Source organism: Phytohabitans houttuyneae (genome assembly GCF_011764425.1).
GTDB classification, from domain to species: domain Bacteria; phylum Actinomycetota; class Actinomycetes; order Mycobacteriales; family Micromonosporaceae; genus Phytohabitans; species Phytohabitans houttuyneae.
The window spans coordinates 1,685,654-1,709,894 of the sequence record NZ_BLPF01000001.1; the positions used below are offsets into that span (position 1 = coordinate 1,685,654).

23 protein-coding genes and 2 pseudogenes are annotated in these 24,241 nt (G+C 71.1%); 24 read left to right on the forward strand and 1 reads right to left on the reverse strand.

The annotated features are described in order from the left end of the window. The first annotated feature begins 603 nt into the window (after positions 1-603). From Phou_RS07785 to Phou_RS56030, 10 genes and pseudogenes are all read left to right on the forward strand, one after another. Positions 604-1,158, forward strand: coding sequence for a hypothetical protein (locus Phou_RS07785; RefSeq protein WP_173054854.1), 555 nt, complete (start codon positions 604-606; stop codon positions 1,156-1,158). A gap of 154 nt (positions 1,159-1,312) precedes the next feature. Next, positions 1,313-2,023, forward strand: a complete 711-nt coding sequence (locus Phou_RS07790) for a hypothetical protein (RefSeq protein WP_173054856.1) — start codon at positions 1,313-1,315, stop codon at positions 2,021-2,023. A 114-nt stretch (positions 2,024-2,137) separates the two neighbouring features. Continuing rightward, positions 2,138-2,725, forward strand: coding sequence for a hypothetical protein (locus Phou_RS07795; RefSeq protein ID WP_173054858.1), 588 nt, complete (start codon positions 2,138-2,140; stop codon positions 2,723-2,725). 111 nt (positions 2,726-2,836) lie between these two features. Further along, positions 2,837-3,514: a hypothetical protein gene (locus Phou_RS07800; protein ID WP_173054860.1), complete on the forward strand. Its 678-nt coding sequence runs from the start codon at positions 2,837-2,839 to the stop codon at positions 3,512-3,514. 333 nt (positions 3,515-3,847) lie between these two features. Next, positions 3,848-4,291 (forward strand): hypothetical protein, encoded by a 444-nt coding sequence (locus Phou_RS07805; protein ID WP_173054861.1) that lies wholly within the window; start codon positions 3,848-3,850, stop codon positions 4,289-4,291. A 397-nt stretch (positions 4,292-4,688) separates the two neighbouring features. Beyond that, positions 4,689-5,759, forward strand: a complete 1,071-nt coding sequence (locus Phou_RS07810; protein WP_173054863.1) for a DUF4192 domain-containing protein — start codon at positions 4,689-4,691, stop codon at positions 5,757-5,759. Positions 5,760-5,800: 41 nt separating this feature from the next. After that, positions 5,801-6,820, forward strand: a complete 1,020-nt coding sequence (locus Phou_RS07815) for a GGDEF domain-containing protein (RefSeq protein WP_173054865.1) — start codon at positions 5,801-5,803, stop codon at positions 6,818-6,820. A gap of 379 nt (positions 6,821-7,199) precedes the next feature. Next, positions 7,200-7,793, forward strand: coding sequence for a hypothetical protein (locus Phou_RS07820; RefSeq protein WP_173054867.1), 594 nt, complete (start codon positions 7,200-7,202; stop codon positions 7,791-7,793). 800 nt (positions 7,794-8,593) lie between these two features. Then, entirely contained in the window at positions 8,594-9,961 is a 1,368-nt protein-coding gene (locus Phou_RS52340; RefSeq protein ID WP_246273375.1) for a hypothetical protein, read from the forward strand. 264 nt (positions 9,962-10,225) lie between these two features. After that, positions 10,226-11,250 (forward strand): annotated as a pseudogene (locus Phou_RS56030) (M23 family metallopeptidase). Between the two features lie 123 nt (positions 11,251-11,373). Here the strand turns inward: Phou_RS56030 and Phou_RS07835 are convergent. Next, entirely contained in the window at positions 11,374-12,264 is an 891-nt protein-coding gene (locus tag Phou_RS07835; protein ID WP_173054868.1) for a DinB family protein, read from the reverse strand. A 339-nt stretch (positions 12,265-12,603) separates the two neighbouring features. On the opposite strand from Phou_RS07835, the pseudogene Phou_RS07840 reads away from it, so the two are divergent. The 14 genes and pseudogenes from Phou_RS07840 to Phou_RS50980 all read left to right on the forward strand — a co-directional run. After that, positions 12,604-13,365: pseudogene (locus tag Phou_RS07840) on the forward strand (DUF932 domain-containing protein); the annotation flags it as partial. Between the two features lie 14 nt (positions 13,366-13,379). Beyond that, entirely contained in the window at positions 13,380-13,823 is a 444-nt protein-coding gene (locus tag Phou_RS55370; protein ID WP_371872088.1) for a DUF932 domain-containing protein, read from the forward strand. A gap of 141 nt (positions 13,824-13,964) precedes the next feature. Next, positions 13,965-14,900 carry a DNA-processing protein DprA gene (locus Phou_RS07845; protein ID WP_173054872.1) on the forward strand — a complete coding sequence of 312 codons (936 nt, stop codon included), beginning with the start codon at positions 13,965-13,967 and terminating at the stop codon, positions 14,898-14,900. Beyond that, on the forward strand, positions 14,884-15,402 hold the full coding sequence (locus Phou_RS07850) for a hypothetical protein (RefSeq protein WP_173054874.1): 519 nt from the start codon (positions 14,884-14,886) through the stop codon (positions 15,400-15,402). The genes Phou_RS07845 and Phou_RS07850 overlap by 17 nt, the downstream gene beginning before the upstream one ends. Before the next feature lie 255 nt (positions 15,403-15,657). Beyond that, entirely contained in the window at positions 15,658-17,004 is a 1,347-nt protein-coding gene (locus tag Phou_RS07855; protein ID WP_173054876.1) for a hypothetical protein, read from the forward strand. A 298-nt stretch (positions 17,005-17,302) separates the two neighbouring features. Beyond that, complete coding sequence (locus Phou_RS07860; protein WP_246273378.1) at positions 17,303-18,619, forward strand: FAD-dependent monooxygenase; 1,317 nt, start codon at positions 17,303-17,305, stop codon at positions 18,617-18,619. A gap of 764 nt (positions 18,620-19,383) precedes the next feature. Beyond that, positions 19,384-19,647, forward strand: a complete 264-nt coding sequence (locus Phou_RS07865) for a hypothetical protein (RefSeq protein WP_173054878.1) — start codon at positions 19,384-19,386, stop codon at positions 19,645-19,647. Positions 19,648-19,724: 77 nt separating this feature from the next. After that, a complete protein-coding gene (locus Phou_RS07870; protein ID WP_173054880.1) occupies positions 19,725-19,934 on the forward strand; it encodes a hypothetical protein in 210 nt (69 codons plus the stop codon). Further along, entirely contained in the window at positions 19,931-20,095 is a 165-nt protein-coding gene (locus Phou_RS50965; RefSeq protein ID WP_218578851.1) for a hypothetical protein, read from the forward strand. Before Phou_RS07870 ends, Phou_RS50965 begins: the two co-directional genes overlap by 4 nt. 100 nt (positions 20,096-20,195) lie before the next feature. Beyond that, complete coding sequence (locus Phou_RS50970; RefSeq protein ID WP_218578853.1) at positions 20,196-20,435, forward strand: hypothetical protein; 240 nt, start codon at positions 20,196-20,198, stop codon at positions 20,433-20,435. Between the two features lie 14 nt (positions 20,436-20,449). Next, the gene (locus Phou_RS50975) at positions 20,450-20,659 is read left to right on the forward strand and encodes a hypothetical protein (protein WP_218578854.1); all 210 of its coding nucleotides are present in this window, start codon (positions 20,450-20,452) and stop codon (positions 20,657-20,659) included. Positions 20,660-20,866: 207 nt separating this feature from the next. Continuing rightward, positions 20,867-21,418 (forward strand): hypothetical protein, encoded by a 552-nt coding sequence (locus Phou_RS07880; RefSeq protein ID WP_173054882.1) that lies wholly within the window; start codon positions 20,867-20,869, stop codon positions 21,416-21,418. Positions 21,419-21,535: 117 nt separating this feature from the next. Continuing rightward, the gene (locus Phou_RS07885; RefSeq protein WP_173054884.1) at positions 21,536-22,597 is read left to right on the forward strand and encodes a DNA methyltransferase family protein; all 1,062 of its coding nucleotides are present in this window, start codon (positions 21,536-21,538) and stop codon (positions 22,595-22,597) included. Next, positions 22,594-24,078: a DUF6884 domain-containing protein gene (locus Phou_RS50980; protein WP_218578855.1), complete on the forward strand. Its 1,485-nt coding sequence runs from the start codon at positions 22,594-22,596 to the stop codon at positions 24,076-24,078. Before Phou_RS07885 ends, Phou_RS50980 begins: the two co-directional genes overlap by 4 nt. Positions 24,079-24,241: the final 163 nt, after the last annotated feature.

A 24,241-nucleotide genomic window follows, 5' to 3' on the forward strand; every position in this document is an offset into this window, starting at 1 on the left:
TGGAGACCTCGTTCCTGCCCGGCCACACGTTCTACGATGTGATCCCGGGCAGTCCGTTGAGCGCGGAACGGACCGGGCGGTCTCGCTTGCCCGCCACCTCTCGGTGGACCGTTGGCGACACTCGATGCGGGCCGTTGGCGGCCAAACTGCCGCCGCAACTCAACGGTTTCCAACGCTTCCGCGACGGAAGCCTGCCGGCCTGGCCAACAGTGCAGGTCAGCGTGCGTCTTCAGCGTTGGTACGACCACCAGGGCTGTTGGGTTGGCCCGGTACGGTCGTGGTTCAACTGATTGATAGCACCACCTCGGGCGTTGCCCGCTCGCGGTCGCAGCCGCATCAACCCACCCGCCGCACGGCCGGTCGGTCGCGGGTCTGCTCCGTGCAGCCAACGTCCAACCGCACCAACCGCTTCTCGGCCGTTTGACGGTCGACGCCGGCCCAGCTCAGCTTTCTGGGTTTTCGCGGCGGCAATGCCGGCACCCGTTGAGGTTCGTCCGGCCTTTTCATTGATCACCTTTGCGCGCGCACCGGTGTCTGCCGCTTGCGGCCCGGTGCTCTTCTCGCGCATTGCGACCACCCCGGCTGCTGTAGAGGAGTCCTCGCATGCCGATCGCCATGCCCTCGGGCGTCATGGTCCGCGCCGTCACGTTCTGGTACCCGTCCAACCACCTGGGTATCGACGACTGGACGGTGCCGCTGTCGACGTACTTCAACGACGAGGTCCGGCCGGACCGGCGGCTGCTGGCCGCGGTTGCTCAGCCGCGTCCCGAAAGGTTGCTGCTTGCCGCCCCGTTGAGCGGACCTCGGATCCGGTGTGCTGGTGGACACCTGAGCCTGCTGGATCTGGCCGGAACCGGTGCGGTGGCCGCCGCGCAGGCCCGCTCCCGCCACCACCGGTGGACACAGATGGGAACGGTGGGCGCGCGGCGCCCGGGCCGGGCCGAGGTCGCGCTGTTGCGCGCCGGGGAGCAGTCCTACGTCGCCTATCACCGCCTACGCCGGGTCGTCGGTGACGTGCTGGTGGTGATGCATGACGGGCGGCGGGTGCGGCAGCCCGACGGTTGCTCACCCGATGCCCTGCTCGCGTTCGTCCAGGAGGCCATCGGCCGACTGGCGCAGGCCGACCCGGACGACGTCATCGTCACCGTCGCCGTTTGAACTTTTGCTCGGTTCAGGCCATCGGCGCCGATTGCCCTGCCCGGCCGACGCCGCCCGACCCGGGGTGTGACAGCAATGCGACTGGCCCCGGCTGCCGAACAGGTTACGGCGCTCGACACCCATTACCCACCGACCAGAGTCTGGAGGATTTCCTGTGTCCGACAATGATGTGCGCACCGTCGTGGTGTGCGTACCTGCCGCCGCCGCGGCGCCGGACCTGCTTGAGGTCGCCGACGCCCGGCTGGCCGCGCTCGGCCTGTGCACCCAAGGCCCCGTGGACCACTTCGTCACCCTGCCCGCGCCCGTCCGGCGTGGACTCGTTCGCCGGTCGCGGCGCCGGTCCCCCGCTCTGACCTTCGGCGGGCCGATCCGGCAGCTCGACCTGGCCGGCATGCGCGATGCCGCTGCCGCTGGCGCCGCCGGGCGGTGGCAGCTGTGGCAGCGTGTGGTCGCCAGGACCGCGCCTGCCCGGCCGTACTGGTTTTTCGAGGACAAGCACTGGGAGGACGCCGAGCGTTGGCCGCTGGGCAAGGTCAGGGACGCGTTCGCCGGCCAGCCTCGATGCCAGGCGATGGCGGTGTACAACGCCACTGTGGACCCGGCGGCTGGGCTGCCGGTGGAGTACCTGGAGGCGTTCCAGGCCGGTGAGGACGCCTACATGCGGCTGGGTGGCCTCGCCGCTGTGCCCGGCGACGCGTTCGCAGCCATGGTGCCTGACCCGGTCGCGGTCACCGCCGGGACATCCGGCTGGTACACGCCCGCCTCCGGACGCCTCAACGACCTGGTCGCCTACCTGACCGCGACCAACCGGCTCCTCAACAGCCTGCACCCGGACACCCAACTGGCGGCGGTCACCGCCAGCTGAGCGCAGTCCAGGGTCGGCCACGGGTCACCGGACTGGCACCTGGGTTCAAACCCATCCCCAGTAGCACGGGCTCAGGCCACCGCCGAGCCCACCGTCACCCTTCGGGAGAAGACCATGACCATCCCCAATCTTTCACCGCGCGACCGGCTCGACAGCGACCGGATCCGTGCCCTGCTGACCGACGTCTGGGTCGAACGGACTTCCGGTCCCGTCCCGGAGGCGGTCCTGATCGGCGTGTTGTCCCACCTGGCGGCTGCTGCCCGGCAAGGCGACGAAGCCTGGCCGGCGTCCGCGGCGCACGAGCACACCGGCGACGCGCTTGACGCGTGCGTCGCCCACCTCATCGACGAGGCACATGGCAGCCTGTTTCGGCTCGGTGCTGAGCGGAACTTGGCCGACCACCACCAGCGGGCGTTGCGGCAGCTGCAGTGGGATGTTCGGGCGGCCGGGCTGGGTGCGCTGGCCGGGCAGCCCCAGCTTGCGCAGACGCTGGGGCCGGCACTGGAGGCGTGGGGTCTGCCGCCCATCCCGCATCCGTACACGGTGACCTTGCAGGTGCCGATCACCGTTGAGGTCGATGCGTCCGGAGCCGAGGAAGCCGCGGATCTGGCGACCAGCCGGCTGCGGCGCGAGCTCCGCCTGCCGTACGGGATGGATGCCGCCATCGGTGAGGCGGTCTGCACCCACCTCGCCGCCGAATGACCTCCCGCAACAACACCCTGATCGCGTGGCTGCTCCGACAACGCCACCCCGGCATCGGCTCGGGGTGGCGTTCTTCATTTCTCCTGCACCTGAGTATGAAAGGGCATCTCGATGACCGACGTGACATCTTCGCCTGTCCCGACTACCCCCGCTGACGCCGACGCCGTGCCGGCAACGGCGCACGACGCCGAACCCGCCGTTCAGGGAAGCGTCGTCGAGCTCATCCTGGCCAGTGCCTGGTTCGCCGTCGACGGCCAGGCTGCGCCGCCGCCGGCGTGGCTGCGGGACATCGCAGCCCGCATGATCGGCGACGTAGGCCCGCTTGCCGGCATCGACACCCCGGCTGGCATGCATCGTTGGCTTGTCGGCTTCGTCGACCGCAGCCGCGCCGACGCCGACGCCGCCCATGCGGATGCTGAACAGGCCCGGCAGGCCGTCGACGACTTCCACGCCGACGTGCGCCGCCGCGCCGCCCAAGCGATCCACGCCGGCCAGGTCTGCCTGACCGGCACGAACCATGTGCTGGACGAGCTCGGCGTCGAGGAACTGGCCGAGCGATATCGGGTCAGCCTGCTGGTTCCCGTCACGGTCAGCGTCTACGCCCACGACGTGGACGAGGCGTACCACCTGGCCGAACAGGTTGTTCGTGACGATCTGTCCGGGGCGGTGGTCGACATCGCAACCGGTGCAATGCGGCAGGCAGGTGCCGAAGCCAGCGGACACGTCGATCCCGCCTTCCTCCCTCAGAGCGGCACCAACGCCACGACCGACCTGACGCCCGCTTTTTGATCCCTGGGCCGGGCCCGGCAACCCGTCGCTTCGCGACGAAACCCGGCGGGCGCTTTCGGCGCAGCTGACAGCGCCCACCGACGCGGGCGGGACAGCCGAGGTTCTCGGCGGCGACCTGGTCAGCCTCGACCACATCGGCGCGCCGCCGTGCCGTCCGGCCACCCCACTCCCCCGCTGCATGCCTGCGGCGTGGCAGCCACGGCCGGGCCCGACTGGCGGCGGCGCCGTCTGGCGAAGCGAGCCGCCAAAGGCTGCGCGCCGGCCGCGCCCAATTGGGTTCACGCCTCCGCGCGCCCGGCGAGGCCGGGCGCAGCCACCTTTCGAGGAGAAACGATGACGAACTGCGTCAACACCACGGCTTCAACGGCCGCGTCGACCATAACGTGGTACCGGGTCGCGGGCACCGCGCCGGTGACCGTCACCGTCACCGCCGAACACGCGAACCAGGCACGCCTTGCCGCCCTCGCCGCGATCGCGGCCGCGCTGGCCCCGCACGCCGATCTGCGCATCGACCTGATCGTCCACCCCCAGGCGCCGTACCCGTTGGGCACGCCAGGGCAGGAACGCGACTGCTCCGGCGAACCGGCATGCCAGCGGTGGCGGGTACCGGTTACGGTGGCCGGCTACATCGACGTCGCGGCAGGCGACCCGGGTACCGCGCAACTGCTGGCCCTGGAAACCATTCGCGCCCGGGTGGAATCCCGCCCCGACATGCACGTCGAGGCCGCCGCAGCGTCCTGCGCCAACACCGCGCCGATCCCTGCACCGGGCGGCTAACCCGATAGCCCGGACAGACCTGTCTGTCCACAAAGCAGTGGCGACCCGAGCCGTCATCGTGCCGCGTCCCGGCGGCTTACGCCTTTGTCGCCGGTCACCGCCAGGGCCAGTTAGCTCGGTGGTCGGCTACGCCAGCAGCTGCCACTGCCCGGGCGGCCGCCTCGCGTCGTTCCGAGCCCGACCACGACGGCACCAGTCGTTGCAGTGGCCGGCGACAGCAGCCTGCCGCGTCTGAACGGGCCGCCGCGGGTCGAACCGTGCTGGGTGCGTCGGAGCACGGTTCGACCGCCCGACGGGCGGGACGTGTCCCGGTGGCGTGGCAGGGCCGCCGGACGGCACAACGCCAATGCAGGACCTTGATCGGATCCATCGCTGTTGTTCAAGAAGAGGTTGCCCCATGTCTGAATTCGACTCCACACCGAGCTCCGGGCCGACACGGATCGCCGCCAGGAACGCCGGCGACGTTGTAGCCCTGGTCCCGTATCTGCTCGGTTTCCACCCCGAGTCCAGCATCGTCGTGCTTGGACTACGCGCTACAACCGTGGACTTCGCTACCCGGATGGATCTTCCGGAAGGCGACCTCCCACGTGACGTGCTCCGCCATCTGGCCAGCATCCTGGCGGAGATGGTCGCCCGCCAGGGCGGCGACGCCGCCGTCGTGATCGGGTACGGCGCGGCCAGTCAGGTCGATCCACTCCTGGACTTCGTTGGATCCGCCCTTGCTGGCCGGCATGTCGAGCTGATCGAGCGGGTGCGGGTCACCGACGGGCGCTACTACACCGTCCACTGCGACGACCCGCGCTGCTGCCCTGCGGCCGGCACCGAACTGCCGATCCACGGCGTGGCGGTGGCACAGGCGGTCTTCGCCGGCCACACCGCCCTGCCTAACCGTGCCGCCTTCGCCGCGCAGCTGGCCGCCGAAAGCGGACAGGCCCGGCAGGTCATGCTCGACGCGCTGGGATCTGCCGCGGCGAGCCTGCTCGCCATGGTCGAGGCGCCGACGACGGTGCCGGCGGAGGGCACCGCGGGTTCGGCGGCCGAGGACGCCATCCGCGAGATGGGTTACCAGGCTGTTCGGGAAGCCTTGCGCCGGTACGAGCACGGCGGCCGGCTCGACGATGACGAGGCCGCCCGGCTGCTGCTGCTACTCCAGCGCACCGATGTGCTGGTAGCCGCGTGGAAGCGCAGCCGGCCTCGGGACGCGCATCAGCGGCTGTGGACAGACTTGACCCGCCGCGCCCCCGAGGACCTGCTACCGGAACCAGCGTGCCTGCTGGCCTTCACCGCGTGGCGGTGCGGCAGCGGCGCCCTCGCCCGGGTGGCCCTCGACCGTGCTTTGGCCGCGAATCCCGACCACGACGCAGCCAGGATCATGTCGCAGCTGCTTGACTCGGGTGTGTCGCCGACCACATGGGTTGACGGCGAACCCGGAGACGGTGACCCCAATCCCGAACACGGCAGCACCTAGCCGCGCGGACGGACATCCCCGTGGACTCTTTCCTGACATCGTTGGCTGGCTGGCGTCGGCACCGCGTCCGCCTGCTGGCCGCCGCCGGCATCCTCGCCGCGGCCGGCTGCATGCTTCTGCTGCTCACCGGTGACCCGCCGATGGTCACCGTGGCGTGCGCCGGCGCCGCGGCGGTGTTCGTGGCCGGCTACCGCAGCGCCGCGGTGGGAACACGTGCCTTGCTCGCCGCCGCCTACACCGACCCGCTGACCGGTCTGCCCACCCGCGCTGTTGCCGACCATCTGATGGCAGAAGCCGACCGGGCCGGTGGCTGGTTGGGTGTCGTGGTGGCCGACGTGGACAACCTGAACGACATCAACGTCGCCGGGCATGCCGAAGGCGACCGCTACCTTGCCACGATCGCGCGGCGCCTCACCGAGGCAGTCGGCCACCGCGGCACCGCGGTGCGGCTCGGCGGGGACGAATTCGCGGTGTTCAGCACCGACCTGTCCGCCGACCAGCTCCGGACCGCGGTGCGGGCGTGCCTGGCCGATCCGACCGTGGTCGCCGGGATATCGGTGCGGCCGAGGGTCAGCGTCGGCGTCGCCGCCCGAATCACCGGCCGTGCCGGCTATGCGTTGGCGTGCGCGGACGCGGCGATGCGCACCGTCAAGGCGGCCGGCGGTGACAACATCGCCGTCTACCGCCCCGACCGTGACGGCGTCCCGCCGCGCGAGGGCCTGCGGCCGCAGTTGCGCCGCCGCGACCACCCGCCGGGCCGGCAACCGCTGGCCGGTCCCGTTGATCGGCTGCTGCGCCTGTACCTCACCGCGGCCGAAGCACACGGTGTCCACTACGCGCTGCAGAACCTGCACGATCGGTGGGCGCAGGCCAGCCGCGCCGGCGGCGCGGATGTCCGCCCACCCGGCATGGCCGGCACCGCTTCGCCGGGGTTGGCCAGCGTCCACGCCGCGGCCTGGCAGGCCAGCATCGGCCGCCTCTGCCAGGTCGAGGCCGACCGCTACGGCCGTCTGGCCCAGCGAGTGCTCCAGATCATCGACCGCGCAAACGCGCTGCCCTGACCGCCGCCCTGCGAACAGCCAGCCTGCCGGCGGTCCACGGCCAAGGGCCAAGCAGGGCAACCACTTGTGCCCCCGAGATGTGGCACGCGCGGCCGCTTGCGTAACGCCGGCCTGACCCCCGGACGCTCCGGCCCGAAAGCTCGGTCCACAAGGGACCATCGGGGCGCCGCCGGCGTTACGGGCGACCGCCGTGGCCACGCGCCATACCAGCTACCACAGCCTGCGGAGACAACCAGATGCCTGACACAGTGCGCCACCCATACACCCCGGCCGACAACCGGCCACCGCCGACCGGAACAACACTCGACGCGGTCGCTGGTGTGCTTGGCCCGACCGACAACCCGTTGAGTGCCGCGGCGACGCCAGGGCGAGGGCTGTTATGACCCGCCGTGGTCCGATCCGCCTGCACCATTCGCGACTAGCGGCCGCAGCGGCCGCCCGGTACCTGCTGCTGCCCGAACCGGAACGCGAGGCAGTACGCGCCGCGGCCCGGCAGGCAGCCGTCCGCGCGGACATCGCCTACGCCGACCTGCTGGCCGCTGAGGCGGCGCTCGCGGCCCGCCGCGAGCAGCCGGAGGCCGCGCGGCTGCTGTTCAGCCTGAGCGAGGACGCCTTCGGCGCGTCCGCAACCCTGGTCGTTGTCTACGACCGGTCGGGGCGGCAGCTGTGGCACGTCGACGTCGACGAGGAGTGGCCCGACGAGTCGCTGGTGACCGACCTGCTCGCCGACGCGTGGGACTGGTTCCGCGGTGACCTGTTCCCCGTCGCGGCGCAGGACGGCGATCTGTTCGAGTTCGTCCTTCCCGACGCTGTCCCGGCCCGTGTCCGCGGCACGCTAACCCGTCGTGTGCAGGCCGGGACGCCGGCCGGATGCGTGTGCCGAAGCATGCGGGACGGCGGCAATCCCGCCAGCCACGACAACCAGATCCGGGCCCACGGGCACTGCTGGTGCCTATGCCACGGCGGCCCCTGACCTCCTGAGCAGCGAAGCCCTCACGGGCGGAGCAGACCCAACGTACTCGGTCAACACGCGGGTTGGTCGTTGCCGACCACAAGCGTCGCCGCCGTCAACTCCCTGCCGGCCTTACGGTCCGCGTTGACCCTGCCGATGGGCTGCGACGCGTGATCGACGGTCGCGACAAGCCTCGAGTTTCCACGGCGCCGGTCGCGACGCGCCCGCCCCTGTCGCGACGGCCGTCGTGGGGCGGGCTGGGTTCGTCGTGAACGCGGGTGCGGGTCGCCTGCCGACGCCTCGCCTGTCGACGCCTTTGCGACGGAACGCGAACCGAGTCGTGGCCGTCGTCATCGCGGCACGACATGCCCATGGCCTGTCGCGACGGTGGCGCTTCAACCTCGACAACCCCGAGGCTTGGCCTCGGGCATCGCCGAAGCGCCCGGCGCCGCCGCTTGTACGGCAGCTAAACCCGAAAGGCTGCCGCCCCGGCCCGCTGGGCGCTAGCCCACCCGGTCGCGGTCACCCGATCGCCCCGCCCTGACGCCGCGACCCCCATCCGGGACTGCAGGCGCCGACCCTCGCCCTTTTCTTCGCGTGTGTGTGCCCACGCCCGCGGGGGCCGGGCACACCGCGCCCTTGCACCCACGGGAGCGCTGCCGTGAACCAGTACCACACACCGGCCGTCCCTGCTGTCGGCCGACCACTGATCGCCACCACACTCACGCGTCGCCGAGCACCGTACGGCGCATCGACGGAACCTGGTCCGCCGGGCCGCACCGCCGGGCGGCGCCCCCACCGGTGTCGCCCGCGATGGACGGATGCACCGCCAGTTCGGCAGGGCGGTGGCTGCCGTGCCGGTGACCGACGTCCACGACCAGCAACCGCCCGCCACCGCGACGCACCTCACCGACAGCCCGGTCGCGCCGCCACCGCGGTGGTCGCCGGCGCGGCTGGCGTACTGGTTCTACGCCGCCGCCGGTGCGGTGATCGGCCAAACCTGGGTCGCGGTCACCCATGTCCCCTGGGCGGCCGGGCTGCCCGCACCAGTGCGGGTGGTGGCCGTGCTGCCGTTCGCGCTCTGCCTTGAACTGCTGGCCATGACCCTAGCGGCGATGGCCGACGAACGGATGCGGCTCGGTGAACGGGCATACGGGTTCCGGGTCTTCTCCGCGGCGGTAGCGGCGGTAGCGGTCGGCATCCTGGTGGTCGGGCACCTACCGGACCTGTACTGGTCGGCCGGTTTCGGTTTGCTGTCCGCTGCGGCGTACCTGCTGTGGCTGCTGCACGCCGCCGCCCGCCGACGCGATGCGTTACGCCGCGCCGGCAAGCTCGCCGACACCGCCCCGGATTATGGGCTGTGGCGGCGGCTGCGGCACCCGTTGTGGTCAGCCCGCGCCGCCGAACTCGCCCGCGCCGGCAGCCTCGACCCGCTGTCCGGCCGGTGGCAGCCGTTGAGCCTGCACGAATCGTTGGAAGCGGCGCGGCAGTCGATCCGGGCGGACAAACGGCGGCCGGCGATCGCCCGCGCCGTGGAACGGGTCGTACGGGCCGATCAGGCCGATCCGCTGATGGCCGAAATCGCGGTCCGGACCCTCGATTTGGATCGGCTCGCCGCTGGCCTGGCCCAGCAGGTGAACTACTCCAGCTGGGTTGCCCGCCTGGCCCCTGCCGTCACCGCACTACCGGCAACAGGTCAGGCCAGGCGAACCTGGGGGCGGTCCGGGATCGGCGACGACCCGGCCGGCACGGACAGCGGGGAGCCGGACCCGCTGGCGCCCGCCGGCGACGAGGCAGCTCGTAGCCGGCAACCCCCGGTCGACCTGATGCGCCACATCCCGATCCAGGACGAGCCCTACCAGAGGTGGCGGACCGTCTGGGCGGACCTGACCGCACATCCGGACGCTGCCCTGGACCTGGTGGCGGGCCGCCACCAGATCAGCCGCCGGCAGGTCGAACGGATCCGGGCCGCCGGCGAGTACGGCCTACTCACCTCGCCTATCCCGCCCGCCCTGTTGATGGCCGCGATGCTCGGCACCGACCCGCCAGCCGGCCAACCCGATCCGGGCGAAGGGCCGCGACCGCCGGCGGTCGACCCATCAACCCCCGATCGCGCAACCACGCCAGCCGCCGACGACAGCGACCAGAGCGCCCCGTTGGCGCCGGGCCGGGCCGGCTCAGCGCCGTGAATCCCCGCCCATGACGTCGGGCGTGCGGGCCGTCATGCACCTCGACAAGCCCGTACATGGCCGAACTCCGCACTGCGGACGCCTCGACGACGGACGGTCGTCGACTCGGACATACCACCGTCCAGCCTGAGACATGAAACCGCCGGCGCCGTAGCACCCGCACACCGCCCACCCCATTCCACCGCAGGGAGTCCTCATGCCACCCGCCACGCGTGACACCGCACATCCGACCCTGATGGTTGCCCCTGAGCGCCGGGAGCGGCCGTGACCGGCCGCTCGACCAGCCTCATCGGTGGGATCGTCGCCGCCGTCGTTCTGCTCTGCGTCGCGGCGCCGGCGGTGCTCGTCAGCGGCGCCGTCGCCACCGACGCCTGTCCACGCACTACGGCAACACTAAAAGCCGCGCACAGTGCCAGCCCGGCGGGGTGGGACGACGACCAGATCGCCAACGCCCGCACCATCGTCGGCGTAGGCGTCTTACGCAAGGTTCCGGTGCGCGGCCGCGTCATCGCGATCGCTGCCGCGATACAGGAAAGCCGGCTACGGAACCTGCCCGGCGGCGACCGCGACTCGGTCGGCCTGTTCCAGCAACGCCCCAGCCAAGGCTGGGGAACCCCACCGAACTACGCGACCCCGCCTACACGGCCGGCAGGTTCTACGACACGCTCCTGACCATCCCCGGCTGGCAGCGGATGACCCTGACCGACGCCGCTCAAGCGGTCCAACGATCCGCCTACCCGAACGCCTACGCCCAGTGGGAAGACGACGCCACCGCCCTGTACCACCACCTGGTCGCCGACACCGTCACCTGCCCGCCGACCACCGTCGACGGATGGGCGATCCCCGTCGACGGCCTTGTCGTGTCCGGCTTCCGCACCACCGACCGGCCCGGCCATGACGGCATCGACATCGCCGCCCCGAAGGGCACCACCATCCGCGCGGCTCGCGGCGGTGTTGTCACCGGCATCCGCTGCAACGCCTCGCTCGACGGCAACCCCTACCCGTGTGACATCGACGGATCGCCCGCGGTCCGCGGCTGCGGCTGGTATCTGGAACTGCGGCATCCACCAGACCTCACCACCAGGTACTGCCACCTGCTCACCCACCCACCGGTCGCCATCGGACAAACCGTCGCCGTCGGCCAGCCCATCGGCATCGTCGGAACCTCCGGCCACTCCACCGGCCCACATCTGCACTTCGAGCTCCACAACGGCCACCCCGCGACAGAGTCCAACGCCGTAGACCCCGCACCCGTCCTCCGCAATGCCGGCAACCCAGCCGACGACTGACAGCGCGCACTGTAGGTTCTCAAAGAGCTGACCCATTCTCAAAAGAGATGTCCATGTTTTGTCCCATGGGACACTTCGGTGAGAACGAGATCGGCGTGTCGTGGCAGTTGGCCTCGTGGAACATCACGCATACTCCTGTTCCAGGGTGGCCAGGTCGCGGTTGGCGAATTGCGCGTGTGCCCACTGGTCATTGACGATGACTTGCAGGCACTTGATCGCGGTACGTTCGGCGGGCGGCGGGCAGCCGATCGTGGTGTTCGGCCCGCGCACCCGGTCCAGTTCCTCCTGCGTGACCCGCGCCAGGTACGCGCGCAGATCGGCGATTCGCTCGGCGCGCACGGCGAGGATGTCGTCGAGGGTGGGCTTGGCCGAGGCGTCGATGCCGAACTCGGCACCGTTGGTGGTGAACGATGCGGGCACGCCGATCGGATGGAACGGGTTCGGGCGAAGGGCTGTCGCGTGGCCATACCAGGCGTCCACGACGAAGATCGTGTGGCGCAGGGTTTGGGCGAGTGACCATTCGCCGTGGACTGATCGGAAGACCGCTTCTTCCGGCAGCGCGCTCGCGCGTCGGACCGTCGCGTGCCACAGCTCCTCGATGGCATCCACCGCGTCGCGCGCCGTCTCGGGTGTGCTCGGCCGCAGTCGCAGCCGTTCGGGGTGCAGGCGATCCAGCTCGGCTTCGACCAACGGCATGATCTCCACCCCGTTGATGCGTAGCCCGTTGATCGCCCCGTCGATGTCGGCGTTGAACAGGAGTACGCCGCGCATCCGCGCGCCGGTGAGATCCACCTCGCGGAAGGTTGCGCCGGCCATTGACAGGTCGATGAACTCTGCGCCCGTGTAGTCGGGCTGCTGTACGAATTGCGTCACCGGCGCAGTGTAGGAGCCCGGTACGACAAGACCACCAAAATCAAGATCATCAAGATGATGCCAGATCGGTGAGAAGAATCCGCCGACAATCGATGAGAAAGCCTGAGCGAACGCCAGGTCAACGGCACCGGCTTCCGACATATCTGACGCGAACCTACAGCGCACAGCAGTACTACCAACGCAAGCAACGAAGAGTTTCGGTATGAGAAAGGACAGACCTACGGGTCGATGTGGTCGCGGCGAACTGGAGGTGAGCGCCGGTCCCGGTGAACCAAACGGCGATGCGCCACCGGCCCGGCGCGTTTCGCAAACCCCGGCGTGCCGCAACGCGACAGGCGTAATGCAAGAAGCCCGTTGCTCGGCGTACGCCAGTTGTCTTCCACAGTGCAGCACACCCGACAGCGTTCCGGTTCGGCACCACACCCGGGACGCCGCCAGGGCGCCCGGGGAATCGCATAACCCGGGAAGGAGCACCATCCGATGTCCGACACCGCACGACCAGCGGACCTCAACGCGGCGTTCGCCGCCGAACGGTCCGGCCAGATCGAGGCCGCTGCCGCCCGGCAGGCGGACTTCGACGCCCGTATCGCCAGCGGCAAGCTCATCGCCGTGGGCGGCGGCCGGTTCCGGGTCAACGACCCGGACAGCTGGGATCACGACGAAATCCTGATCCAGCAGCAGGATGGGCAGATCCTGCCACAGCACGGCCTGGACACCAGCCGCGGCCAGGTCGCCCTGTACAGCAGCGTGCCGGCCTGGCACGCGTTGGGCAGCGTCGTACCCGGTGGCACCAGCGACGTCGAGGACGTGCTCAGGCTCGGTGGTATCGACTTCGACGTGGCCCGCCGACCGGTCGAGTTCCGCAATAGCCTCGACGGCCCGACCCGGGTGCTGTCGGAGCAGTTCGTCACCGTACGCGGCGACACCGGTGCCGGTCTCGGTGTCGTGGGAAGCAAGTACGAGGTGCTGCAGAACCGCGACGCGTTCGCGTTCCTGCAAGACCTCGTGGACCGGGACGACGTGGTTTGGGAGTCGGCTGGCGCGGTCCGCGGCGGGCGGAAGGTGTTCGTCTGCCTGCGCCTGCCCGACACGGTCACCATCGACGCGGCCGGGATCGCTGACCCGATCGTTCCGTTCATCGTGGCGCTCAACAGCCACGACGGTTCCAGCCTGTTCCACGTGGTCGTCACGCCGTGGCGGCCGGTGTGCGCGAACACCGAGCGGTTCGCGCTCCGCGATGCCGTCACCCGTTGGGGGTGCGGCACACCCGCAGCGGCCGTGACCGCATCGCCGAAGCCCGCCGCACGCTGGGGCTGTCGGTCAGCTACTTCGACCGGTTCGCCGTCGAGCAGGAGGCGTTGGCCCGCACTGATCTGGCGTTGGCTGAGTACCGGCGGGTGGTCGATGACCTGTGGCCGGCGCCGGCCGATGATGCCTCCACCCGCGCCAAGAACTGGCACCAGCGCCGTACTGACGAACTGGTTGGCCTCTACGCCGCCAACGCCGCGCGGCTGGGAGCCACGGCCTACGCCGCCGAACGGGCGCTGACCGAGTACGCCGACTGGCGGCAGGTGATCCGCCCGACCGGGTCGTTGCGGGGCAACAATTTGGCCGCTCGCGCGACCGCTGTCCTGGAAGGCGGCAACGACGCCGTCAAGAGCCGCGCACACCAGCGTTTGCTCACGCTGGTCCGTCGCTAAGGAGAACCATGCGAACCCTGTGTAGTACACGACACGTCACCGCTCCGCCCGCTATCCGGCGGCCGGAATGTCCAGCGGTGCAACGGCTAGCCGGGCCGAACCTCCGGCCGATGGCCTGGTCCGGGCCCGCGGCGATAACTGATGGACGCCGTCCACAGTGAACGGAGCGTCCGGGCCGCGCTCGGCTGGCTCGCTGAGCCCGGCGACCAGCGCCTGCAGCAGGTGCTGCAGGTGCACGGCCCGGCCGAGGTAGGGCATCTGCTGTCCCGCGGGCAGGTGCCGGTCGCCGTGCGGGCGGAGCTACGGAACCTGCCGCGGCCCCTTCTGTGGGAGCAGGCCAGCGCCGCGCTGGCCCGGGCTGAGCGCACCGGCTGGCGGGTCGTCATCCCCTCGGACGAGCAGTGGCCAGCCGGGCTGTCGACGGTGGTTGACGGCTGGCAGCCGATCTGCCTGTGGGCGTGTGGACCCGGCCAGCTGCCGCAGCTGACCACGTCGGTCACGGTGGTCGGGTCCCGGGCCGCGACCAGCTACGGCCAGCACCTGGCCGCCGGCCTGGCCGGCGAGCTCGCCGCCCGGGGGTGGACAGTGGTGTCCACCCCCGCGTTCGGCGTCGACGGTTGTGCGCTGCGCGGTGCGCTCGTCGCCGATCCCGCTCGCGCGGTCGCGGTGGTGCCGCACGGCGGGGACCAGATCCATCCACCGCAGCAGCGGACGTTGCTGGGTCAGCTGGCCGAGCGGGGACTGCTGGTCAGCGCGTGGCCGGCTGGGGCCCGACCGAACCACGAACGCCGCCGTGTCAACCTGACCCTGCTCGCGGCCATGTCCGCCGGCACGGTGGTGGTCGAGGCGTCCCTGCGCAGCGCCGCGGTGCAGGTCGCCCGCCGGGCGGCCGCCGCGGGCCGGCTGGGCATGGTCGTGCCCGGCCCGGTCACCTCGGCGATGTCGGCCGGCTGCCACCACCTGCTACGCACCGATGGGCGCATCCGCCTGGTCACCGACGTCGACGACATCGTCGCCGACCTGCCGCACCGCGGTGACCAGCCCCGGCCGGGGGTCTGGGATGACCGACACGCCTGACATCCCCGTGCACCTGGTGGGGCGGGCACGCTCCGGTGGCCTGGTCGTGCCGCGGATCACGCCGGTTACCCGCACCGGTGTGGCCCTGTTCGGCAACGTCGTCGAGCAGATGCAGCGCGAATGTTTGCACGGCCGCACCTGCCAGGTCTGCGGCCGGCCGTTCGGGCAGCGGGCGGTGTTGTTCGCCCGCGGATCCGACCTGCCCTACCAGTGCACCGCCGAGCCGGCCACCTGCCCGCCATGCGCCGCGTACAGCGTGCGGGCGTGCCCGATGCTCGCCGGCCGACGCGACCGGCACCGGGCCGGGCAACATCCGGCGCTGGCGGGCTTCCCGGCCAGCGCCGACCAACTGCTACGGATGGGTGCGCCGGCCGAAGCCTGGTACGCGGTCTGGGTCACCGGCTACGACGTAGTCACCCACCCCGCCCAACCCGACACGGCTGCGGCGTTGTGGCGGCGGATCCCGCCGTTGCGGATCCGGCCGCTGCCAGCAGCCGCCTAAGGCTCCAGACCGCCCGGTGTTCTCCACCCGATCCGGTCCGCTGATGGCCGCAACGCGCGGCGCCCGGGTTCCCACTGGCGGCGCCGACGGCGCTGCCAGCAGGGCCCGCCGGTCGTGCGGCGTCAGCTACCGCCACCCGACGATTTTGACCCATCCCCCGGGGATCGTGCCGCCCGCGTGCCGCTACCTCGGGGGCGCCCCCGGGTGATGGCTGCGCGTGGCGGTGCGATGTCCCAGCCTGGAAGGAACCGTTTCATGCTCGTGGCATCCACACAGATCCAAGCCCTGATCGCCGCCGTCGCGGCGATGCCGTCCGCGTCCCAAGGGATGCGGGCCATGATGGAACGTGCATCCGAGTTCGACAGCCCGGTACGGGCGATGCTCACCGGCATCGCACTGGACCCGCAAGGCCGACCGTTCGCCGACCAGGTGCTGCAGGACTACTGGGCCGACGAAGCCCGTCAACAGCAGTTGCTGAGCTCCGGCAGCCTTGGGCGGGAAGTCATCATCGGTGGCGGCTTCCACGCCGCGGTCTACGCCGCCGCGCGGGTGCTCAGTGGATATCCCAAGCCGCTGGTGGTGGAGCGAACCGATCGGGTCGGTGGCAGCTTCGCGATGACCAGCCGGCCGGTGTTCTTTCTCAACTCCCGCAACCGGGCCGGGACCCTCGGGCCGGCCGGCGACCAGGGTGCGAGCCTCAACTACCTGCCCGGTGCGCCGATCCAGGCCTCGGCGACGTCCATGACGGCGTACCAGACGAACGCCGACATGGCGTTCGTCATCCGGTTGGCGTTGGCGCAGTACGCCGATGTGGTGCCGGAGGCCACAGTGCTGTCCGCCTCCGACGCCAGCGACGGCGTCACCGTCGAGGTCGACGGCCTTGCCTTGCTGCGCGTGGGTCGGGTCATCGACGCGCGTGGGCTCGGTGACCCCATCGACCAGCCGTTGGCCAACGGCGGCAACATCGTCACCTTCCCCGAGTTCATGCAGCGGATGGCTTCCCGGTGGCCGTTGCGGCAGGTGCGCCGGGTCGCGGTCATCGGTGGCGGCGATGCCGGCAAATGCGCGGTGGAGTCGCTGCTGGGTTTGGCACCGCAACCGTTCATGGCCGCCGCCGCGCTGGACACCGTCGACCGCATCGACTGGTACGCCCAGACGCTGCCGGCCAGGTGCGAGGACTGGCAGCAGCAGATCCGCGGCCGATACCAGGCCATCGGCCGCTACCTGCGCCCGGACCGGTCCGGTCTGCAACGCCTGACCGTGAAACCACGCCAGGCCCGCCCGGTCGCCCTGCCCGACGTCTGCCTCGTCGAGGGCCGCAGCTACGACCTGGTCGTCCTGGCCACCGGCAACCGGGTCGACGCCATCGACGGCCTGGAACTGGACAGCTTCGAGGAATACGCGACCGATTTCGGCGTCGTGGCCCGCAGACACTTCACCATGCCGGTGTTCCGGATCGGCCCGCACGCCCAGCTGCCGTTCACCGAACGGGAACGCCAGGACGGCGTCGCGGACATCGCCGAGAACGCGGTCGCGATGTTCCGGACCGCCGCCAAGACCGCCGCCTTGGCTGCGGTGCTGCCCGGCCTGGCCGACGGCTGAGCAACACCCCCGGCCGGCCGTCGCCGCGCAAACCCCGCGGCGGGGAGCTCGGAAACTGACGCTGCCCCGCAGCGCACCGCCACGGTCAGGTCATCGGCTAGCGCCGCCTGAGGTGCGCCCTGTGCTGCTGGGTGTCCGAAGCGACGCGACCCTGACGACTGCCGCCGCGTACTGAACCACCCCCTTTTGTTCCGGCCGATGCCCGGCCACCCCTGTGCGGTCTTCGCACAACCCGGGCGCGGCCGCTGGGCCGTGCCCGGGTTCCCACCGCTGCCCCGTTTGCAGGAGGAACCCGACCATGCGCAGCCCTCACCACCCCACGCCCGACAGCCGGCGCGGCCCGACACACCGGTTGCGGATCGCCGTTGTCGGCGCGTCGTTGACCGGCCCGTGCCTGGCGCTGCTGCTCACCCGGGCCGGCTACGGCCAGGTCACCGTCTACGAAGCCCTGCCCGCCGGCGCCCCGCACGGCGGCGGGCTGCTGTCCCTGGAGCACACCAGCCTCGACATCCTCGACCGGCTCGGTGTCCCCCGGACCGCGTACGTGCACCTGCCCTCCGAGACGATCTGGCGGGCCCCGGTCCGCGACCACGTCGTCGGTGACCCCACCAGGTACGGGTATCCGGGGCAGTTCACCACCTGGACCCGCCTGCACCGGGCGCTGATCAGCCGGTTGCCGGCCGGCACCGTCCGGCACAGCGCACCGGTGGCCGGGCTGACCGAGCACCAGCGGCGCCCGTTGCTGCACCTGGCCGACGGCCGGACCGCGGCAGCCGACCTGGTGGTGTTCGCCGACGGCCGCGGCTCGACCGGCCGGGCCCTGCTGGCACCACACCGGCGGCTGCGGTACGCCGGCTACGTCGGCCACCGCGGCACGGCCAAGGCCAACCCGGCCGGGCTGCGCGACTTGTGGCGGCTGGAACCCTGCCCGGGCATCCAGTTCGTCGTGGCCCCAGTCCCCGACGGTGTCGACTGGACCTTCTACCTCAACGCCACCACCGGCCAGTACACGAGCATGTTCGGCGCACCGCCGCACCGGCGGCTGTACGCCCACCCCCGCCACCTGACCGACATCGCCTACCGGCACGTTGACAGCAACGCCGCCTGGCACCTGCCCGCAGCGTTTGCCGCCGCCGTGCACACCAGCACCGCCCGGGCCGGGTTCGCGGTCATGGACATCGACCCACCCGACCAGATGGTGTGGCCGGTCGGTGACGGCTTCGCGATCCTGCTCGGCGACGCCCTCGCCCCGGTACGCGCCCACACCGGCCGCGGCGCCAACAACGGCCTGGAACAAGCCGACGGCCTCGCCACCGCTCTACGGCAGCACCACCGGCACGGCGCCGACCTGCGTACCGCCCTGACCGGCTGGCAGCGCCGCCACCTGCCCGCGGCGGCGGCCGCGGTCGCTCTCGGCCCGAGCATCGGCGCCAAACTCGGACTCGGCACCCGGCCGACGCCCGACACCGCGCCGACGCCTGCCGCCCACCCCGACCGTCGGCAGCCCGCCATGCCCTCACCGACCACCACCTTCGCAGCGGACAACACCTCGACGAATCCTGGCTGGCCGCGCTGCACCATCCGCCGTCGCTGTCCTGGCTCGGCCGGCTCGTAGTCATCGACAGCCGCGTCGTCCACGCCGACCCACCGCGGTGCAGATCGTCGCCCCGGCCGGTTCCGGCCGCTACCGCGTCGGCTACGGCTGGTGTTGGGAACCCGTCCACCCCGCCGACATCCACACCATCCACAATGGATCGTCCGGAGGTCGGCTCGGCGACCACCCGGGGACGGCCCCGCCACCGGCGGCCCACCCTCATGCGCCGGGCCGTCTCAAACGCTGAGAGCGCGGTAACTGTCCGCCAACAGCGGTAGATACGTCGTTGGCGCCCAGGGCTGGCCCACCACACTGCCGTGTCCAACGGGGAGTGGGCACGCGGTTCACCAGCCACCAACACATCGAACGGCACCTGCTCGCCGAGCGACCCGGCAGCCGCATCCACCGGCAGGTCCACGTCGTCGACGAAACCGGTCGGCCGCTGTACCACGGCCTGCGCACCGGAACCATCCGAAACGGACACGGGAGTTGGCAGCGGCCCTCCTGACCCCGCGTCCCCGACGCCGCGCGGCAGCCACAACCGTCGGTCCAGCCCGGTCGCGCACCATCCACCCGGGTTGGACCGACGGTGACCCGGGCTGAGGGCCGGCCCTGCGCAGCAGTCGCGCGGCGACTCGGCCACGCCGCGGGCAGATCTCGAGCCCCAGCCAATCGGACAACAGACGTCGGTACCCGGCTGAACGCGCCTGGCCAGCACCACCGGGCCGGGCGAAGCCCCGCGCACCGCCGACCCACACTCCACCGGCACACAGAACGGACCAACCATGACCGCGCACAGCTCCACACCGGCGAAGTCGAGAACCTACCTCGCGCAAGACGTGGCCGACGGCCTCAACCAAGCCGCCGACGACATCTTCGATGCCGTCAACGCCGGCGACAGCGGTCTGAGGGACGCCCTGAACCTGATGGTCAACGCGACCATGGCGTACCTGCGTGGCCAGGCAGACGATCTGCGGCAGGTAGTCGAGGCCAACTACAGCGCCCCCCACGACGACGTCCGCAGCTGGACATCCGAGGCAACCTCATGACCTGGTGGGATAGGCAAACCGCACACCAACAGCTCCCGATCGCGGCTGGGCTGGCCTCGAAACGTGGCAGCCAGTTCATGCGCTACGCGGGCAACGACCACGGATTCGCCGCATGGCTGCTCGTCGCGGACACCCTTGCCCTGCGGCACCCCGGTGTGTCGATCCTTGATCTGTCCGACTGGAACTGGCGCGAGGCCTACGACCGCGGTGAAACACCGGGCAGTGCACTACGCCAAGCGATGGCGTGCAACGACACCTTCGGCTTGTGGCCTGGACGCGACACGTGACCCTGCACGTCGTCCAATATTCTGGCGGCATCGGCAGCTGGGCCGCCGCCCAACGCGTCATCGCCGCCCACGGCACCACCGACCTGGTTCTGCTAGTCGCCGACAACACCGGCGTCGAAGATGAGACCTGTGGCGTTTCGTCAAGGACAGCACGGACATGATCGGTGTGCCGCCGACGGTGGTAGCTGACGGTCGCACACCGTTTCAGGTGTTCCGGGACCACCGATTCTCGGCAACAGCCGCCTCGCACCGTGTTCAGCCGTGCTCAAGCAGAAGCCGTGCCGCGCCTGGCTCACCGCGAACGCCGACCCCGCCGACACCATCGTGTATGTCGGCATCGACCCGTCCGAGACCCGTCGGATACCGGCGATCGAGCATGGGTGGGCGCCGTGGACGGTCCGGTTCCCGCTCTGCGACCCGCCGCTGCTGTCCAAACAGGACATGCTCGACCTGGCTCGCGCCCACGGTCTGCGGCCGCCGCGGCTGTACGAGCTCGGTTAAGGGGGTGTGGCGGGGTGTGCGTCCGGGCCGGGCAGAAACACCGGCTGCACCTGCTGCAGGTATTCCCGGACCGCTACGCCCAGGCGGAGGAGCAGGAACGGCAGCTACGTGCGGCACTCGGCGACGTGGCGATTCTGCGGGATCGTCGCGGTGGGGTGTCCCGGCCGCTGACACTGTCTGAACTGCGCCGCCGACACACCCAGCGCCCCGCACCGCCGGTCTGATCCGGCCGCAACGGACGGGTCCGCCCCCGTCGCGGGGGTGCCGTCCGGAGGCGGCTCCGCCCGGCACAGGGTGGCCGGTACCGGTCCGTGCATCAGTAGGCCACGCAAGGCTGCCCAGCGCAGATCGGCGAGCACCACCACACCGCCGCCGACGACGCGGCAAAGCCCGCTTCGGGACGTGCCGAGTGGGCCTCGAACTGACTCTGTATGAACGGCATCGAGCTCGATGGGAACATTTTGATGATCTTGCATCGTTTCGCCCTCATCCTCGACCGGCCGGCGGACCGACGCCAGGCCCGGGCCGTGACCGCGGCACATCCCGACCTACACCTCCGGCCGCATGAGCGGGACGTCGCCGTGGCGCGGCGCGCCAGCAGCCTCGCGGCAGCCGTGGTGTCGGCGATCTACGACCTGGAGGCCCTTGACCTGTTTCCGGTTCGTGTGGGTGCGTACGATTGGGTCACCCTGGCCGATATCGGCGATCGGATCGGTCGGTCCCGGGAACTTGTGCGGTTGTGGTCGATCGGCCGCCAGGGACCTGGTGGTTTCCCGCCGCCGGTCAACCCCGGCCGTGACACACGGTTCTACTCCTGGACCGAGGTGACGCTCTGGCTGCGGCAGAGCATGGGCTTCGGCCTGGCCCGGCCTGACGCCGTCCTCGTCGTGGCCAACCTTCTGCTGCAGGTACGCAGGCTCGCGCCGCTGGTCCGGGACAAGCAACTGCTGAGCAGCCTGCTGCCCGCACAGCCCACGCGTTAGCGGCGACCGCCACCTACCACCTCACACAACATCTTCTAGCGCCACCCGACCTCGGGTGGCGTTTCGCATGTCTGGACAGGAGTCCTTATGTCCGCCAACCCAACTGATGACCGCGGCTTGCGACGCCAGCTACAGCGACACGTCGACACGCTCGCCGACACGGTCACGCTGCGACCAAACCTGGCCGCCGCATCGCCGAAGACTCGAAGCGACGATGCGGCGCTGGCGCGGCGCGCGGTCGCCACCGCCTGGGTTTACATGTCGTGCGTCGTGGCCTGGGCCGAGGACCACGATCTGGTTCGGCCGCTGCTGCGCCGCAGTCCCCCAGGGTTGAGCCGCACACCAGAAAGCGGCGCCATCTGGCTGGTCCGCGCCTTCCAGCAACTGGGCGCACATCCCAGCACACTGTGGCTGATCCACCCTGGCTACCAGCCGGCCCTGTGGGCGGGTGCGCCGAGCGCGGCGGCCAGCAACGACCTGATCGACTGGTGGGCAGCCGAGGCGCCCAGCCTCGCCTACCCGGCCACGAGCACCGCACCCGGTTCGATCAGCGGCTGGCCGATCGGCGACCTACTGCCGGTTGTGCACGACAACCTGCGCGCCGGCAACGCCCTGGTGCAGACCCCGCACTGGGTCGCGGACCTGATCCTGGACCTGACCCTGATCCCCACCGTCGACGAGTTCCGCGACGAACACCTGATCCGCACCATCGACCCGGCCTGCGGCACCGGACACTTCCTGATCCGAGCGATCGACTACCTGTGGCAGTGGTGGACCACCGGCACCCTACCCAGCCGCAGCGTCACCGGCCGTCCGCCGCTGGCCGCCGGCGCCGTCCTGACCCCGGTCGAGGCCGCCCGGCGGATCCTGGCCAGCATCGACGGCGTCGAACTAGACCCACTCACCGCCGCCGTCGCCCGCCTGCGCAGCACCATCTACATCGGACACCTGCTCGCCGCCGCCGGGGTTCTGCCGGCTCCGCTGCGACTGCAGGCGATCCCGGCCACGGTCGCTCCACGGATCGCGGTCGGTGACTCGCTGCTGCTGGGCCGAATCAGCCGCCGCCAGTACGAGGCGGTCCATCCACGCCTGGCCGCTCTACCCGGGGCGGCGTACCCGCTGGACGACTTCGCCTGGCCGCCCGAGCCCGACCCGGCCCGCCCGAATGACCCGCGATGACCGAACCGCAGTTTGCCGGCCGACCACGGAGGCATGGCCGCGCCGGCGGGTCGGCCGGCGCGATGCCGACGACGGTGATCGTCCGCGGCGACCGGGGATGGGCCGCCCTCACCTACCGGGTCAGTGACCGGGCCGGTCTGGGCCGGCTCCGGGCAGCGTGCCTGGCCGAGATCCTCGCCGCTTGCGGCTGCACGGTCCAGGCCCGCCGTGGCCGAGCCGGAACCGGTTTGCACGTCTACGGTCCCGGCCCGCTGGTGGAGCACCTTGCCGAAACCGTCGAGCAGATCGCGGCCACGATGGACATTGCGGCGCTGTCCGCCACGGCGCAGTACGGGCGGTGGCTTCGCACACAGAACCCGCTGGACCACATGCCCGCGGAGCGGCGGAACCTGCGCCGCGCCTACCGGCGTGACTACCTGCGCGGATGGGCCAACGCCCACACTCACCGGCTGCTGAGCACGGCGACCGGCCGGCCACAGCCGGCCGACACCAGGCCGCCGCCGATCGGCCACGCCAGCGCCTGGCCGCAGGCGCGACACGACGTAGCCGCCTCGGACCCGGCGCTGTTTGAGGACACCGCCGCCCTTCTGGGACACCAGGCCCGGCGCCTCACTCCCGGCGGCAACGGCCCACCCGCCGACCCACGTTCGTCCACAAGCGAGGGTGCAGCATCGGGGACGGCCGCGGCCGAAGGGCCTGGACGTCTGGCCCCTGGCCTGACGCTGTCCTGCCTGCCCGGCGCGCTGCCCGACGATCGCGGGCAGCCCGTCGCGCAGCTCATCCGGATCGGCGCGACCAGCAGCACGGTGCGGCTGTACGGCGAACAGCGGCAGCGACGCATCCCGAACCATCTGCTGCGACCCACCTGGGCGCCACGGATCGCCGCCGAGGTCCGCAACCGCGGGCTACCGGTCAGCTACCCATCCGGCCGGCGGCTGCTACCCGGCTGGCAATGGCTGACCTGGACCATCGCCGAACACCTCGAATACCAACAAGGAACACGGCAGCTGAGCCTGCCCGCGGCTCCGCAGCTGCTGGTCATCGTCGCCTGCGGCGCCCGCAAACGACCAGAACAGTGCGAACACCCCGCCGGGCAGCTGTACACCGGCTCCTACCACACCGCTGCCCGCCGTGCCGCCGACACCATCGCCGCACCCGGCGGCCAGGTGATGATCCTGTCCGCCCGCTACGGGCTGCTCGACCTGGACGAACCGGTGCCGCCCTACCAGCTACGGCTCGGACAGCCGGGCGCGGTCACCGCCGCATTCCTGCGCGAACAGGCTCGCCAACTGGGTTTGCTGCCCACCGGCCAGGTCGTCGCCCTGGCGCCACGCGGCTACGCCGCCCTGATCACCGCAGTTTGGCCGCACGCCCTGCGCCCACTGGCCGGGACCAGAGGCATCGGTGACCAACGCGCCCGGCTCGCCGCCGCCCTGGCCACCGGCCGGGTCACCACCACCGACCTGGCACCACCGCTCTAGCGCAGCCAAGGCGCCGGCTGCGCCACCGCTGGCAGGCCCCGGGGCACCCATGCGACGGCCGGCGCAGCCGACCCAGCCGATCGAACGCGCCGGCCGTCACCGTTGCCGGCCCGCCCGGTCTGCCACCGCAGCCATGTCTCGCACCCATCCGGAAGGGACGGAC